Source organism: Bacteroidetes Order II. bacterium (genome assembly GCA_016788705.1).
Lineage (GTDB): Bacteria > Bacteroidota > Rhodothermia > Rhodothermales > UBA2364 > UBA2364.
Map to the genome: position 1 here is coordinate 1 of JAEUSQ010000014.1, position 13,459 is coordinate 13,459.

A 13,459-nucleotide genomic window follows, 5' to 3' on the forward strand; every position below is an offset into this window, starting at 1 on the left:
ACTATACAAGTTATGAATCCCAAGAACCCTCTCTTGACTAATTTGAGTACTTTCATTTTGCTAAACCTCGATGAACTAAATACTGATGGACAAAATTCATGACATTCTGATTGGTGTGCATGGCACCATGTGCGTCCCATATACCTGGGTTTTGTGTTCTATATCCTACTTGGCGACCTTTTGCATAAATTGGAACTTGTAGGGATTTTAAACCTGTTAAGTCAGTTACATCTCGATTATCAAAACCTCCGTGTGCCCTGCCAGCAGGTCCAATTTCAAAACCGCCTGTATAAACAGGATTTCCTAGACGATCTCCACCTACAAATCTTGGTGTACTTCCGCCATTAGTTTGTACTCCATCATATTTATTGTACAAATTGAGCGTCGTTTGAATATGTCGTCTTGCAGTATCTGTCAGTTTGTACGCTCGTGAAGGGGTACCCATCATAACGACCGTTTTTGTGTTAATACCTGCATTTGCAAGTGTATTAAGCGCCATAATTGCAACATTGCCACCATGACTGTGTGCAACGATATTAACCGTTTTGGAAGGATCTTTGTGTAGTGTTTGCATGATTGAAAATGCCAATTGAGCTGCTGCCTCCCTCCGTTCTTTATCATTATTTCCACCTGACCAATTGGAAAAATGCCCTTCTCCTGTATCTCCTAAAGCATTTTGCCATGATCGCAGATGACCCTCTGCATATCTTTTTCCTAACGATTGAAAATGATTATCATCTTGACTATAATCCGCAAATATTGTTCCATGTACAAACCAAGTGTCTTTCCCATCCGGATCCACCATCCCCAGCGGGTTGTTCAGCACATAATTATACGGACTCTATGCGGGGTATTTCTCCGCCAGCGGGTCCACCGACAGCCACCGCCCACTCCCCGAAGCGTAGTACCCGTGCGCCACACGAGGCGAAGCCGACCAATGGAGCGAAGCGGAATAAAGTAATCAAGCCCCGTCTCTGCATCGCGCTCCTTGTTCCGCTCGCTAAGGCGGAGCGGTGAACCGCTCCTTTGTAGGATTGCCAATCGCATAACTACGACCGGGCATAATACCACCCCATGCCTCATAATCGTGCCCCTCCATAACCATACCATCTTCTCGAATAACCGAACGGGTGCTTCCAAAGTGGTCTTTTTCGGCACACCCAAACGCCGTGTTCCAATACTGGTTGGCTTTTGGTAATAATTTGGCTATATTTTCTCATTGGGAATCAGTTAGCCCTGCTGAATTGCTTTAGTGTATGGAAAATACAAAATAAAACCATATCCTACACGTACTGGATAGCTTTATTAAATCCGTTAATCTTAAAAAATATCGCTGCTTTATGAATGAAAGAATAGTAAGAGCTGTATATGATAACAATACCATTACAGTTTATCAAGCGTTTAATAAATATATCGCTCAATCCGCAGTAGAGCATCAAACTTTTGTATCTCCTCCTTTTAAAAAGGAAAGAATGACTTGGATTAAACCTTCTTTCCTGTGGATGATGTATCGTTCTGGTTGGGCTATCAAAGAAAATCAGGAGTGCATTTTAGCAATAAAAATAAAGCGTTTAGGACTTGAATGGGCTCTACAAAACTCCTGCCTATCTCATTTTGATAGTTCAGTTCATACATCATATGAAACATGGAAAAAAATACTCAAAAATTCGCCTGTTCGTATTCAATGGGATCCTGAAAAAGATATTTTCTTACATCCCTTAAATTATCGTTCTATTCAAATAGGTTTATCAGATATTGCAGTAGAAAGATATGTTACTGATTGGATTGTGCAGGTTGATGATATTACAGAGAATTGCAAACACATCAACCAACTTATTAATGAGGGTAAAATAAATCAGGCAAAGGATTTATTGCCACAAGAACAAATTTACCCTTTGCCTGAAAATATCGCTTTAATAGTTAATGCTTTTTAAGAACTTCCTCAAGTTGAAAAGTTGCATTTTCTTTTATAATTGGATCATCAACTTTTTCTAAAAGCTTTAATTTTTGTATTGCTTCAGGTGTATTAACAGCACTCAAAGCCCATATAGATTTTTTGGCTATAGCTCTCATATCATCGTAATCAGGAACATCAAGAGCAACTTCATATAATTTGTCTACGCTTTTAGGGTCTTTAATCAATTCGAGAACACTTATAATATCCTCTTCAGAAGTGTGCCATTTCTCATCTAAAAGTTGCAGTAAAATATCTGTGTAATCAGCATCTGCGCCGTCATAAAAAAGAACAGATAGAGTGGTTTCTAAACCCTCTTGGTCTTCATTTTTGACATTTTCTTTTAATAAAGAAAGGGTTTCTTTTTTAAAACGCAATAATCGCTCTTGAGGAAATTCATCAAAATAAATTTCACCATTTAAAAGCTTTTTATAAAATTTCCAAAATTCAAACATTACTTAATTACTTTAAAGTTATTTATCCATGGATTAAACATATGAGTATTTTGTTGTATTCCTAAATTCCAAGCTTTTCTCTCATATTTCCACATTAATAATCCTCTATTTGCCCATCCTTTACTTGCCGCTGGTGTTCTATGCATTACCCCAACCTGTTTAAAGTAATTCATTGCACCTGGCTTCATATTAAACTGAACCAATACATCATACCATCTTTTTGTAGGTACGGTCTTGAATATGCAGATTTTGTAGAAACAAACAACTTTTTTCCTTTCATATATGTTAAGCCTTGATTGGCTTCTAATGCAGCATATTCAGCATTAGACATTGCTCTATAAAACGCTACTTCCTTCGTGGCAAGGAGTGCAGAACCTCCTCCTTGTGCTAGCCTTTGGGCAACCCCCAAAGCACCGCCAGACAATAAAAAAGGAAGGGTATCATCTTCTACTAAACCTTCAGGGTTTGCTATTTCTCCTGCTTCTACTAACTCTCGTACATAAGGGTCTGTTATATTTTCGCTAACCCAGAGCTTCCATGCAAGTAAATAATCCGTACTACTAGGAGGGGAAGACCAACCCCAAGATGGTTGACGTTGTTCATGAAGGTCAAAGGCGATTGAGTTGATTTCACCCCGCCGTTCATGACTAAAACCGACCGCTTCAACGGCCACTTCTTGGCAATAACCCTGTGTCTTTACATCCCAGTTCTTACATGGTTCAAGCCCAAATAAGTCCACCATCCCCAGCGGGTTGTTCAGCACATAATTATACGGACTCTATGCGGGGTATTTCTCCGCCAGCGGATCCACCGAAAGGATGTTTTGGCACTTTAAGCAACGAAACTCACCTATAGTAAGCCATTCATTGAATTAATTACTTACTTTGCTATTATTTTAAAAGTCTAACTATATAATCCTGAATGGCCAGATCAACTCAACCCTTTCACTGGGTGGTATCAATACCTTTACTTTTTTAAATTCGGATATCAACCACTTTTCTAGAATTTCATCTATAGGAGGCTCAGAAAATCCATGCTTATAATAAAAAATTGTTTCACCTTTACCATCCCAAAGTTGAATAAAATTTATCCGCTTTATCTCATATGTTTCATCGGGAAAAAGAACCACTAAAGCATCAGAACCTCCATTCATAAACCCTTTGAAACGGCTTCTAATTTCGTTTGGCATTACAAAATGGGGTGGTTTATCCAAAACACGCCCAGTTGGCTTTGAAACAACGACAGGGCTCCCTTCTTTAGGAGAAAGGACGGCCTCTTTAGGAGAAGGTATCACCTCTTTAGAGGAGCAACAAGCCCCCAAGAAAAAGGAAAAAACAATAAAAGGTAGTAAATACTTTTTCATTACATTCCAAAATTAGCCCTCTGTGGATGATAAAACCTAATTATTAATGGTTGAGCAGAAACTCTGATAAAATAATCTTTATATATAGATCTTTCATTGTTCTTACTCCCTTTTTTAAAATTCAGGATTGCTGTTTTATATTTTTGATGGTCAAATTCAATTTGGGGGTTCTGTAATTTGTCTGTTAATCCTACCATTGAGCTTTGGTAAAGTTCACCCTCCTTATTATTTCTACCAAAAGGCATTCCTGATAGCCCTGGCAAAGTAGTGTTGATAAACAACTCCTGCATCACAAATACCTTAAAAATATCAGCCTCTACCTCCATACTGATAAAACGTCCCGTTGCATTTTTCTGATCGTGTTCATAAAACATGATATAGTTCGTGCGCAATCGCTTTTGTATCAGTTTTAGTATCATCTGAAAGATCTCCTTTAATCGTTCTTGATTTATGAGAATAGGACATAGAAGCATTAATCTCATCTGGCTTTTGGTGATTAAAGGTGTAGGTTTCTTTACTCCCAACAAGCGTTGATATAACATGGTTTCCTGATTCAGATTTAGAGATTAGGTTTAATTCACTAATAGCTCTATAAACAGATTTATTGTATTTATATTGTTCTGCATCCATACCTTCTTGATAATAAAGGGCACACTCCCGCTTTTCATTCATATATAAACACACCTGCTTCCCATCTGGGTCTATGGCATTTAGTGGAGAATTTCCTACGTAATTATACGGCGACCAGCTGGGGTATTTCTCCGCCAGCGGGTCCACCGCCAGCCAGCGGCCAATCCCCGAATCATAGTACCGCGCGCCACACGAGGCAGAGCCGACTGATGCAGCGAAGTGGAAAAAATACCAGCCCTAAACAACCAATTAGGACTGGCATAATCTCAGTTTATTATCTCAATGGCTCAGTAGCATGACTTCGCCGTATCGCTACACCGCACCGCTGCCGTTGTCGCTACGAAGCAAAACGGTACTTCGGAGAAGCGCCGTTTTTGAAATAAGTTTTTATACAACACGATGAGCAACATTATGGTATAATACTAATCCAATTAGAAGAGTAATAGATGTGATGCTACTATATAAAATTGCTGAGTAAATATAATATTTTACAAGAATACTACTTTGGATCATGTTTTTGTTATAGATGCTAAATATAAATAAACTTAATTGCATAAAAAGTAAAAATAAATACAGTTGATACTTGATCATGGGAATAGTATCCATTAAAAGAACACTATCTTCATAAGATTCACTCAAGTTAGTAATATCTTGACCAACGATCATAGAAACGATTTTATTTGAATAAGTATAAAAACTATAAAGTATTACAATTGCTGAAATATATAATACGAGATGAGAAATAAGTTTTTTTTGCATTGTAATAGCTTAAATAGGGTGAATCAGAAAATTATCAGTGTCTTTTTATCATGTAATTACGCAGGATCATTCCAGAAGCGTATTCTCCTCCTGGATATGGCATTTGATGAGGAGCTACTTTATGCCCCATTGCTTGCATCCCATATGCCCACCTTTCTTTGACATTCATCAAATTTCCTGAGGCAGGGAAGGGTGCCATACCAGGTACTAAAATTGGTGCAATAATAGACATACCAGCCAGACCCTGTTTTGAAGCCGCTGAAACCAGTCCAAACGCTTTAGTATTTTCATACAACGGTTGAATTAAACTTTGTTCCTGTGCCAAAGTAAAACCATCCCATCTTTTTGCATCACGTCCTTTTAAGACAGTACCTTTAATGAGATTTTTGAGTTTGGGGAACACATTCTCAAATATAACTCTATTCCCTGTTTTTGCAAATTGAGATGCGTCAGCAGAGCTATACCCAAGTAAAGCTCCTGCTTCATATCCTTCATACTCATCAGATAAAAAACTGATAGAACCTGCAACTTTAGATGCTGCCTTTGCCCAACGCGTTTCAAAACCTAAACGAGCCGTATAACTATCAAACCAACCATAAAAAGCTGCTCTTTGTTCAATAGTTTGATATTCCCAATGGCGCTGGTTTTCTAAATTATAGAGATTTGCATTTTGCCATCTAACAGTATTATTCATCCTATCGTCATAGGTCCAATCTTCAGGGTTGTTAGATTGCAAGCAAGTTCTTATCTTGAATGCTCCCAACGATCCTTGCATATATCCATTATAACAGGGCAATTCTTTTTTACCGTCAGGATCAATTCTGTCGGTAACGCTGTTACTTACATAATTGTATGGAGACATATCAACAAAAGATTCCGCCAGCGGATCCACCGAGAGCCAGCGGCCAATCCACGAAGCGTAGTACCGTGCGCCACACGAGGCGTAGCCGACTCATGGAGCGAAGCGGAATAAGTCGCAGATTCACCGGAAGGTAAAGTAATCTAATCCCGTTTACTACGCTACGCTTCGTGAATCTGCGCTAACGCTTGATTTCGGCATCGCGTTCCTTACCGTCAGGTCGAGGCTCTAGCCTTCGATGGGCGCAGTTACACCCTCTTTTAGCACAGATCGCATTGTACCAAGATGTAATTTCTCTATGCGTGCTTATGCCAGTCTTAAACAACCAATTAGGGCTGGCATATACCCATAATCAGAATGATGCCAGCCCTATCGCGTTATACCCCTCTCTAAAACATCTTCACATGTAAAACATCTTCATAGCCTTACTCTTTTTTCCATGACTTATAACGAGAACAGGTCCTTGCTGAAAACCCAAAAAGAATAAGGGGCATTTTCTCTTGCCGACTCATCTCAAGTTGGTCTGCTTCCGTCTTTGAAAACAGGTTGGGATAACGGGCATAATAAGCATAAAAAGCCTGCTCTAACCACAATGGATTCATATACGTATTCTGACGGGCTAAAGACTTATTCTTGGCGTTATCTTCCACAGAAATATCTTCCCTTTTCTTGATATCATAATACGAATAAACATAGGTTCGTAAGTATATAATACGGTTGTTTTCCTTCTTGTATAAAAATCTAATTCCTGCCTCACCATGATTTTTTATTTTTAAGGAATCGGGTACAACAATGCAGGGATCACCATAAAAATCAAGTTCTTCTTGTTGCTGCCCGTAGCAAAATGTGCTCGTTAAAAAAAGGATTTTAAATCCGCTAAGGCAGCATATCCTATAAAATAGTTGTTTCATCTTCACAGCCTTACTCTTTTTTCCATGACTTATAACGAGAACAGGTACTGGCTACAAACCCAAAAAGAATAAGGGGCATTTTCTCTTGCCGACGCATCTCAAGTTGGTCTGCTTCCGTCTTTGAAAACAGGTCGGGATAACGGGCATAATAAGCATAAAAAGCCTGCTCTAACCACAATGGGTTCATATACGTATTCTGACGGGCTAAAGACTTATTCTTGGCGTTATCTTCCACAGAAATATCTTCCCTTTTCTTGATATCATAATACCTATAAACACTAGTCCTTAAGTATATAATACGGTTGTTTTCCTTCTTGTATAAGAAAGAAATTCTTGCCTCACCATGATTTTTTATTTTTAGGGAATCAGGCACAACAATGCAGGGATCACCATAAAAATCAAGTTCTTCTTGTTGCTGCCCGTAGCAAAATGTGCTCGTTAGAAAAAGGATTTTAAATCCGCTAAGGCAGCATATCCTATAAAATAGTTGTTTCATCTTATTTCCTTACGTTTTTGTAAAAGGTGGTAATAACAGGAGGGCGGGTTAGGGTATAGGTAAATTCCTTAAAGTTTGCATAAGACCCCATTTGCTTAGAACCCATCTTGAACAAACCAACCGCATCATTAAAATCTTTCACAGGAAAAGATTGTTTTTTATGAAACGCTTCTAATAGAGTATTTATTTCTCTATTGTAAGCCACTCCTTTATCTATATCATTTCCCCCTTTGTAATCCCTTATGGATGTTGTCTTATTATTTGATAACCTATCCTGAATGAAGTAGCCATAGAGATACCCTTCAACTTCAATATCAATTCCACTTCCAAATTCACTGCCAAGTTTATCTTTTTGGTAAGCATGGAAAAGTTCATGTCCCACCCTCATCATGTCATCAATATCCATCTCTTCACTTCCAAGCCCACCCATATAAAAGGTTCTTGTTGTTCCGCCAAAAGCATAAGCCCCTTGGGGAGAACGTTGATCAGAGAATATATACCGCTCTGGGCTCTTAATCAATGTGGCAATGACGGTTGCACCCACATCAATGGTCGCAAGTTTGTTGAGTCCTAGAACAAAATTATACAGGTCTTTATTGTCCTTAAACTGCTCGGCATCCATCCGTGATTTGTATTGCTGGGTACAAGATTTGCTTTTGTTGTCATAGACCAAGCATATTTCTTTCCCATCCGGATCCACCATGCCCATTGGGTTATTGAGCACATAGTAGCGAATTTTAAATTCGCCATAAGGGCTGGCATGATGCTGATTAGAAATCAGAAAGGTATTTATCCGCTAGCCGATCCACCACCACCGCCCGATGCCTTGAAAGACTATTCTTTACGAGAACAGGTATATACGCCAAGTGAAAAATAATACAAGGTTGCTCTGTCTGTTTTATACATATAAGTTAAGAACTCTTCTCGCTTCTTAATAATTTCTGGATAGGATGAGACATATCTATAAAAGGAAGCCTCTAACCAAGCAGGATTCAAGTAAGAATTGGGGTGTTTTTTGTATTCAACTTTTAATAAATCAACCCTGTCAAATACATCAACCTCTTTACGCTTATTGAGATCATAATAAGAATACACCCTTGCTTTTACCAGAAGATTTTCTCCCTTTTCTGAATTTTTATAAAGGTAGCTAATCAGAGTTCGGTTATGATAACTGATTTGCAAGCTATCTGGAACCTGCAAGCATGGGCGCTCATCTATGGTAGGTAGTATCCAGTTTTGCGAGTAGCAGTATTGGAAAACCATCCCAAAGCCAATGAAATATTTTCCATACTTATTGAAAATTAATGTCATCATTGTTTTACCTTGGTATGATAAAGTGAAGCAATAACAGGCGTTTGTTTTTTCGTATAAGTGTAGATTGGGAAATCTTTATATGCTCCCATCGTATCTGAACCCTCCTTAAAATTATCAGCTGCTTTGCGAAAATCACGGATAGGAAATTCTTTTCTATCCAGATAATTTATAGCCATAGAAATCATACCCTTAGAGTATTCTTCTCCTTTTGGTACATCATTTCCGCCAATATAATCATTAGGGTCAGGGCGATAGTTATCCAAACCATAACGAATAATGTATTGAAACAGATAGCCTTCAACTTCAATATCAATTCCACTTCCAAATTCACTGCCAAGTTTATCTTTTTGGTAAGCATGGAAAAGTTCATGTCCCACCCTCACCATGTCATCAATATCCATCTCTTCACTTCCAAACCCACCCATATAAAAGGTTCTTGTTGTTCCGCCAAAAGCATATGCCCCTTGGGGAGAACGTTGATCAGAGAATATATACCGCTCTTGGCTCTTAATCAATGTGGCAATGACGGTCGCACCCACATCAATGGTCGAAAGTTTGTTGAGTCCTAGAACAAAATTATACAGGTCTTTATTGTCCTTAAACTGCTCGGCATCCATCCCCGCTTTGTATTGTTGGGTACAAGATTTGCTTTTGTTGTCATAGACCAAGCATATTTCTTTCCCATCCGGATCCACCATGCCCAGCGAGTTGTTCAGCACATAATTATATGGACTCCATGCGGGGTATATTTGTCCGTACAGCACAGGACACTCGTATGGGTCTGAAAAAAATTCTTCGGGTGTCCGGATTTTGGCACATGATTCGTCTATGATCATGTAACATGGGAGCATTTTCCCAACACACCTAACAAAAACGTTTATGAAAACCCCTTTTCTTTATCTATTCCGGGAGTCGCCAGAGGAAATGGCCCGTTTATCGCCAGCAGAACTACAAGAAGACATGGCGCGGTGGATGGCTTGGACCGAAGCCCTTGCACAGCGCGGCAACCTCGAAGATGGGCAACCCCTTGTTGCTGAGGGCCATGTGGTGGGTCCGACATTTGAACGTATGACCGATGGCCCGTATCCCGACGGTAACGAGGTCGTAAGCGGCTACTTGATGGTCCGCGCAGAGGATTTAGACCATGCCACCGAACTTGCAAAGGAGTGCCCCATTTTGCATTATGAAACCGGCTCTGTAGAAATCCGCGAAATCATCAAACTTCCCAATCCTTCTAATGACTAACACAAACAAACGCATGAAAAACTTTATTTATCTTTTCCGAGGAGGCGAAGCCGATCCAGAAAACCCTGCCGCTGCGCCGAGTGCCGAAGAACTGCTTTTGTGGGACCAATGGATGAAGCCCCTACTAGCCGAAGACCGCGTGACGGGTGGAGACCCGCTTGTACCAACAGGCCGGGTGATCCGGAGCAAACACAAGATCGTCTCTGATGGCCCTTTTACGGAGGGGAAGGAAATGGTGGGCGGATATTTCTTTTTAAAAGCCCATGATTTGAAGGAAGCTGTCGCCTTATCTAAAAATTGCCCCATCTTGCAAACAGCAGATGGAACCGTAGAAGTTCGTGAAGTACATCAGTTGTAAAAAGACCTGAATGGACGAACATTTTTTCAGACACGAATCCGGACGTTTGGTGGTGCGGCTAACCCGCTTTTTCGGAACGCACCACCTTGCATTGATCGAGGATGTCGTTCAGGACACCCTTGTTAAGGCATGGGAGGTTTGGCGATTTCGCGGTCTTCCAGAAAACCCCTCGACATGGCTCTTTCGGGTGGCCCGTAATAAGGCCCTTGACGTGCTAAGACGCAAGAAAAGAGAACAACCGCTTTCGTGGGAGCACTTGGAAGCATTCGAGACAGAGGAGCATGAGCGCGAAGTTTTGGCACATCCGCTTCTTGCAGACGATGTCTTGCGTATGATGTTCGTTTGTTGCCACCCCAGCCTTCCGCAAGAATCGCAGATTGCCCTGATGCTCAAATACCTTTGTGGTTTTTCGGTTCAGGAGATTGCCCGTGCTTTTCTCACGACCGAAGCCAATATTGAGAAGCGTCTTTATCGGGCACGCCAAACGTTTCGGAAACAACACATTCCTTTCGAGGTTCCGACACAAGGTGCACTACCAGCGCGTTTTTCGCAAGTTCTGTTGGCGATATACCTCCTTTTTAATGAAGGCTACAAATCCAATCAACTTCATGAAGTGATTCGGCAGGAGTTGATGGAAGAGGCCCTCCGGCTGGGGGTTTTACTGACTGAACAACCTCAAACCCGTCAACCAGAAGCGTTTGCCCTGCTTGCACTCATGTGTTTTCAAGCGGCCCGCACCCATGCCCGCCTTACGGAAACGGGCGCTTTGTGTCTTTTACCAGATCAGAACCGATGTTTGTGGAATGGTGCACTCATCGAGATTGGAAAAACGTATCTAAACAAAGCTGCTACGGGCACCCATTTATCACGCTACCACCTGGAGGCGGGTATTTCGTGGGAGCATACCCGTGCCGCTACCTACCAAGCAACCAACTGGGGCAAAATTTTGCAATATTATGATGCCTTGGAAACAATAGCCCCCTCTCCGATAGCCTCCCTCAACCGCTTGATTGCACTTGCTGAGGTTGAAGGCCCCCGTGTTGCCCTCGCAGCCTTCGACCACCTCCCCCATCGAGATGCGCTCTCCACACATCACCTGTATTTTTCCATTCGTGCCTATTTATTGTCTGCAGCCGGAGAAAGAGAAAAGGCACTTTTGGCATGGGAACAAGCCTTAGAAAAGGCGCCGTCTGAAGCAGAGCGCCTGCTTATTCAGCACAAGATAAACGCCCTTATCTGAAGCCTGATACGCTACTTGGGGAGCATGATCGCCCTTCTACGCTCAAAATAAAATCCGTTTTGCCCAAGATTGTGGACGGAAAATGAAGAAAAGCCTTGCTTTCGCCTATATCTTTTTTGTTTCTTCATGGGTTACTTAAACAAGGTTCGGGTCGTCCTTATTTTATATACAACATCTAAGATTACCCTACAAACCCTTTTGTTTTCATTTTCCCCTAACAAAGATACCGTAATGAGTACAAACACAGAATCCTGGGGCTCGCGGGTGGGACTGGTTCTGGCCATGGCAGGCAATGCTGTTGGTCTCGGAAACTTTCTCCGCTTTCCCGTGCAAGCCATTGAAAATGGCGGTGGTGCATTCATCATTCCCTATTTAGTCTGCTTTCTACTAATGGGCATTCCCCTGCTCTTTGTAGAATGGTCTATGGGCCGTTTTGGTGGTCAACACGGACACCACAGCACTCCCTTCATCGTTGGCTCGATGGCCCCCAATGGCAAACTATGGAAATACGTAGGTGTTTTTGGGATATTCACCAACCTTGCCGTTGCTGCCTACTATTGTTATATCGAATCTTGGACCATGTCTTATGTATATCATACAATCGTCGGTTCTTTCAACGGGAGTACCCAGGCATCGGTAGCACAATTCTTTACTGATTACACTGATATTGGCGTTTCGCATACGGGTATTCCCTACGAACCAGTGGTATTTTATATACTTTGCTTGCTACTCAATACCTGGATTCTGTCTCGCGGTTTGAGTGGCGGGGTAGAAACCGTTGCAAAAATCGGAATGCCACTCCTCATTATTTTTGGGATTTTCTTGGCCATTCGCGGCGTTACCCTGACCGCAGGAAGCGATGGAGCGGTAAATGACGGTACAATGGGGCTTAATTTCCTCTGGAATCCGCAATTCGATAGCATCTGGAATGCAAAAGTATGGTTGGCAGCCGCCGGACAAATCTTCTTTACCCTGTCTGTGGGGATGGGAAGTATCCATTGCTATGCGTCCTACCTCCGTTCCCGCGACGACGTGGCGTTGAATGCAATGGGCGCTGGATGGACCAATGAATTTGTTGAGGTGGTCTTGGGCGGCGCGATTGTTATCCCGATCACTGTTGGCTATTTGGGGATAGATGGCGTAAAAGAAATTGTGGTAAATGGGGGCGGTTTTGGTTTAGGTTTCCAAACCCTGCCTTACCTCTTCCAGCAATGGGGGCCAGTTTTGGGTGTTATTTCTGGTGTGATGTGGTTTGGCTTGTTGTTTTTTGCAGGAATCACGTCTTCTTTGGCCATGGGAACCCCGATTATGGGTTTCTTACAAGACGAATTTGGCTGGAAGCGCGAGAAGTCCGCTTGGACGTTTGGTCTGGCCGTATTGATTCTTGGCTTGCCCACCGTTATCTTCTATAAAGAGGGCGTTTTTGGCGAATATGACTATTGGGCAGGAACGGTCTCGTTGGTGGTTTTTGCCTTGTTGGAAATCATTCTCTTTGCATGGGTGTTTGGCATGAAACGCGGCTGGGACGAGATCAATCGTGGGGCAGATATTCAGGTTCCGACAGCCTTTAAGTTTATCATCCAATACATCACGCCGGTGTTTTTGCTGACCGTGTTTGCTTTCAGCCTTCCAGACATCATCCAAAAACTGACAGACCCACAACCAATAGCGGTACATCTTTCTCGCTTGCTCTTGTTGGCACTTTTTGTAGGAATTGCCTACCTCGTTCGGGTGGCCTACTATAAGCGCATCCGAGAAGGCCGTCATATTGTTAACAACGCATAGGAGGTACGATCATGACTACTGCAGCACTTGTTTTATGGTTAACAACCATTATCCTTATCACTGCGATTACGGTGTATTTCTTCCTAAAAG

General features: G+C 41.6%; 19 protein-coding genes. 5 read left to right on the plus strand and 14 right to left on the minus strand.

Features of this window, described 5'->3' with window-relative positions; genetic code table 11:
• Positions 1-52: 52 nt before the first annotated feature.
• Together JNN12_02245 and JNN12_02250 are read right to left on the minus strand one after the other, a co-directional pair.
• Positions 53-805 carry an alpha/beta hydrolase gene (locus JNN12_02245; GenBank protein MBL7977133.1) on the minus strand — a complete coding sequence of 251 codons (753 nt, stop codon included), beginning with the start codon at positions 803-805 and terminating at the stop codon, positions 53-55.
• Between the two features lie 25 nt (positions 806-830).
• Positions 831-980 carry a hypothetical protein gene (locus tag JNN12_02250; GenBank protein MBL7977134.1) on the minus strand — a complete coding sequence of 50 codons (150 nt, stop codon included), beginning with the start codon at positions 978-980 and terminating at the stop codon, positions 831-833.
• 360 nt (positions 981-1,340) lie between these two features.
• On the opposite strand from JNN12_02250, the gene JNN12_02255 reads away from it, so the two are divergent.
• Positions 1,341-1,934 carry a DUF4291 domain-containing protein gene (locus JNN12_02255; protein MBL7977135.1) on the plus strand — a complete coding sequence of 198 codons (594 nt, stop codon included), beginning with the start codon at positions 1,341-1,343 and terminating at the stop codon, positions 1,932-1,934.
• Here the strand turns inward: JNN12_02255 and JNN12_02260 are convergent.
• The 12 genes from JNN12_02260 to JNN12_02315 form a co-directional block, all read right to left on the minus strand.
• Complete coding sequence (locus JNN12_02260) at positions 1,921-2,409, minus strand: HEAT repeat domain-containing protein (GenBank protein ID MBL7977136.1); 489 nt, start codon at positions 2,407-2,409, stop codon at positions 1,921-1,923. The two genes, JNN12_02255 and JNN12_02260, sit on opposite strands and share 14 nt — an antisense overlap.
• Complete coding sequence (locus JNN12_02265) at positions 2,409-2,597, minus strand: hypothetical protein (protein MBL7977137.1); 189 nt, start codon at positions 2,595-2,597, stop codon at positions 2,409-2,411. The genes JNN12_02260 and JNN12_02265 overlap by 1 nt, the downstream gene beginning before the upstream one ends.
• Complete coding sequence (locus JNN12_02270; protein MBL7977138.1) at positions 2,594-3,151, minus strand: hypothetical protein; 558 nt, start codon at positions 3,149-3,151, stop codon at positions 2,594-2,596. Before JNN12_02270 ends, JNN12_02265 begins: the two co-directional genes overlap by 4 nt.
• Before the next feature lie 165 nt (positions 3,152-3,316).
• Positions 3,317-3,772, minus strand: a complete 456-nt coding sequence (locus JNN12_02275; GenBank protein ID MBL7977139.1) for a hypothetical protein — start codon at positions 3,770-3,772, stop codon at positions 3,317-3,319.
• Complete coding sequence (locus tag JNN12_02280; GenBank protein MBL7977140.1) at positions 3,772-4,146, minus strand: hypothetical protein; 375 nt, start codon at positions 4,144-4,146, stop codon at positions 3,772-3,774. The genes JNN12_02275 and JNN12_02280 overlap by 1 nt, the downstream gene beginning before the upstream one ends.
• Entirely contained in the window at positions 4,136-4,567 is a 432-nt protein-coding gene (locus JNN12_02285; protein ID MBL7977141.1) for a hypothetical protein, read from the minus strand. Before JNN12_02285 ends, JNN12_02280 begins: the two co-directional genes overlap by 11 nt.
• Before the next feature lie 628 nt (positions 4,568-5,195).
• Complete coding sequence (locus tag JNN12_02290) at positions 5,196-6,071, minus strand: hypothetical protein (protein ID MBL7977142.1); 876 nt, start codon at positions 6,069-6,071, stop codon at positions 5,196-5,198.
• Positions 6,072-6,445: 374 nt separating this feature from the next.
• Complete coding sequence (locus JNN12_02295) at positions 6,446-6,931, minus strand: hypothetical protein (GenBank protein ID MBL7977143.1); 486 nt, start codon at positions 6,929-6,931, stop codon at positions 6,446-6,448.
• Between the two features lie 10 nt (positions 6,932-6,941).
• On the minus strand, positions 6,942-7,427 hold the full coding sequence (locus JNN12_02300; protein MBL7977144.1) for a hypothetical protein: 486 nt from the start codon (positions 7,425-7,427) through the stop codon (positions 6,942-6,944).
• A gap of 1 nt (position 7,428) precedes the next feature.
• Complete coding sequence (locus JNN12_02305; GenBank protein MBL7977145.1) at positions 7,429-8,130, minus strand: hypothetical protein; 702 nt, start codon at positions 8,128-8,130, stop codon at positions 7,429-7,431.
• Positions 8,131-8,261: 131 nt separating this feature from the next.
• Positions 8,262-8,741, minus strand: a complete 480-nt coding sequence (locus tag JNN12_02310) for a hypothetical protein (GenBank protein MBL7977146.1) — start codon at positions 8,739-8,741, stop codon at positions 8,262-8,264.
• Positions 8,738-9,577: a hypothetical protein gene (locus JNN12_02315; GenBank protein MBL7977147.1), complete on the minus strand. Its 840-nt coding sequence runs from the start codon at positions 9,575-9,577 to the stop codon at positions 8,738-8,740. The genes JNN12_02310 and JNN12_02315 overlap by 4 nt, the downstream gene beginning before the upstream one ends.
• 43 nt (positions 9,578-9,620) lie before the next feature.
• On the opposite strand from JNN12_02315, the gene JNN12_02320 reads away from it, so the two are divergent.
• The 4 genes from JNN12_02320 to JNN12_02335 all read left to right on the plus strand — a co-directional run bounded on the left by JNN12_02320 (position 9,621) and on the right by JNN12_02335 (position 13,369).
• Complete coding sequence (locus JNN12_02320; GenBank protein MBL7977148.1) at positions 9,621-9,986, plus strand: hypothetical protein; 366 nt, start codon at positions 9,621-9,623, stop codon at positions 9,984-9,986.
• A 13-nt stretch (positions 9,987-9,999) separates the two neighbouring features.
• Positions 10,000-10,344, plus strand: coding sequence for a hypothetical protein (locus tag JNN12_02325; GenBank protein MBL7977149.1), 345 nt, complete (start codon positions 10,000-10,002; stop codon positions 10,342-10,344).
• A 10-nt stretch (positions 10,345-10,354) separates the two neighbouring features.
• Positions 10,355-11,584: a sigma-70 family RNA polymerase sigma factor gene (locus JNN12_02330; protein ID MBL7977150.1), complete on the plus strand. Its 1,230-nt coding sequence runs from the start codon at positions 10,355-10,357 to the stop codon at positions 11,582-11,584.
• A gap of 231 nt (positions 11,585-11,815) precedes the next feature.
• Positions 11,816-13,369 carry a sodium-dependent transporter gene (locus JNN12_02335; GenBank protein MBL7977151.1) on the plus strand — a complete coding sequence of 518 codons (1,554 nt, stop codon included), beginning with the start codon at positions 11,816-11,818 and terminating at the stop codon, positions 13,367-13,369.
• The last annotated feature ends 90 nt before the right edge of the window (positions 13,370-13,459 follow it).

Coding starts and splice junctions, on each gene's coding strand:
- JNN12_02270 (MBL7977138.1), bottom strand. CDS start 3,151: ATGGTGGACTTATTTGGGCTTGAACCATGTAAGAACTGGGATGTAAAG.
- JNN12_02315 (MBL7977147.1), bottom strand. CDS start 9,577: ATGATCATAGACGAATCATGTGCCAAAATCCGGACACCCGAAGAATTT.
- JNN12_02245 (MBL7977133.1), bottom strand. CDS start 805: ATGGTGGATCCGGATGGGAAAGACACTTGGTTTGTACATGGAACAATA.
- JNN12_02265 (MBL7977137.1), bottom strand. CDS start 2,597: ATGAAGCCAGGTGCAATGAATTACTTTAAACAGGTTGGGGTAATGCAT.
- JNN12_02335 (MBL7977151.1), top strand. CDS start 11,816: ATGAGTACAAACACAGAATCCTGGGGCTCGCGGGTGGGACTGGTTCTG.
- JNN12_02310 (MBL7977146.1), bottom strand. CDS start 8,741: ATGATGACATTAATTTTCAATAAGTATGGAAAATATTTCATTGGCTTT.
- JNN12_02305 (MBL7977145.1), bottom strand. CDS start 8,130: ATGGTGGATCCGGATGGGAAAGAAATATGCTTGGTCTATGACAACAAA.
- JNN12_02260 (MBL7977136.1), bottom strand. CDS start 2,409: ATGTTTGAATTTTGGAAATTTTATAAAAAGCTTTTAAATGGTGAAATT.
- JNN12_02320 (MBL7977148.1), top strand. CDS start 9,621: ATGAAAACCCCTTTTCTTTATCTATTCCGGGAGTCGCCAGAGGAAATG.
- JNN12_02325 (MBL7977149.1), top strand. CDS start 10,000: ATGAAAAACTTTATTTATCTTTTCCGAGGAGGCGAAGCCGATCCAGAA.
- JNN12_02330 (MBL7977150.1), top strand. CDS start 10,355: ATGGACGAACATTTTTTCAGACACGAATCCGGACGTTTGGTGGTGCGG.
- JNN12_02275 (MBL7977139.1), bottom strand. CDS start 3,772: ATGAAAAAGTATTTACTACCTTTTATTGTTTTTTCCTTTTTCTTGGGG.
- JNN12_02250 (MBL7977134.1), bottom strand. CDS start 980: ATGCAGAGACGGGGCTTGATTACTTTATTCCGCTTCGCTCCATTGGTC.
- JNN12_02255 (MBL7977135.1), top strand. CDS start 1,341: ATGAATGAAAGAATAGTAAGAGCTGTATATGATAACAATACCATTACA.
- JNN12_02300 (MBL7977144.1), bottom strand. CDS start 7,427: ATGAAACAACTATTTTATAGGATATGCTGCCTTAGCGGATTTAAAATC.
- JNN12_02295 (MBL7977143.1), bottom strand. CDS start 6,931: ATGAAACAACTATTTTATAGGATATGCTGCCTTAGCGGATTTAAAATC.
- JNN12_02280 (MBL7977140.1), bottom strand. CDS start 4,146: ATGTTTTATGAACACGATCAGAAAAATGCAACGGGACGTTTTATCAGT.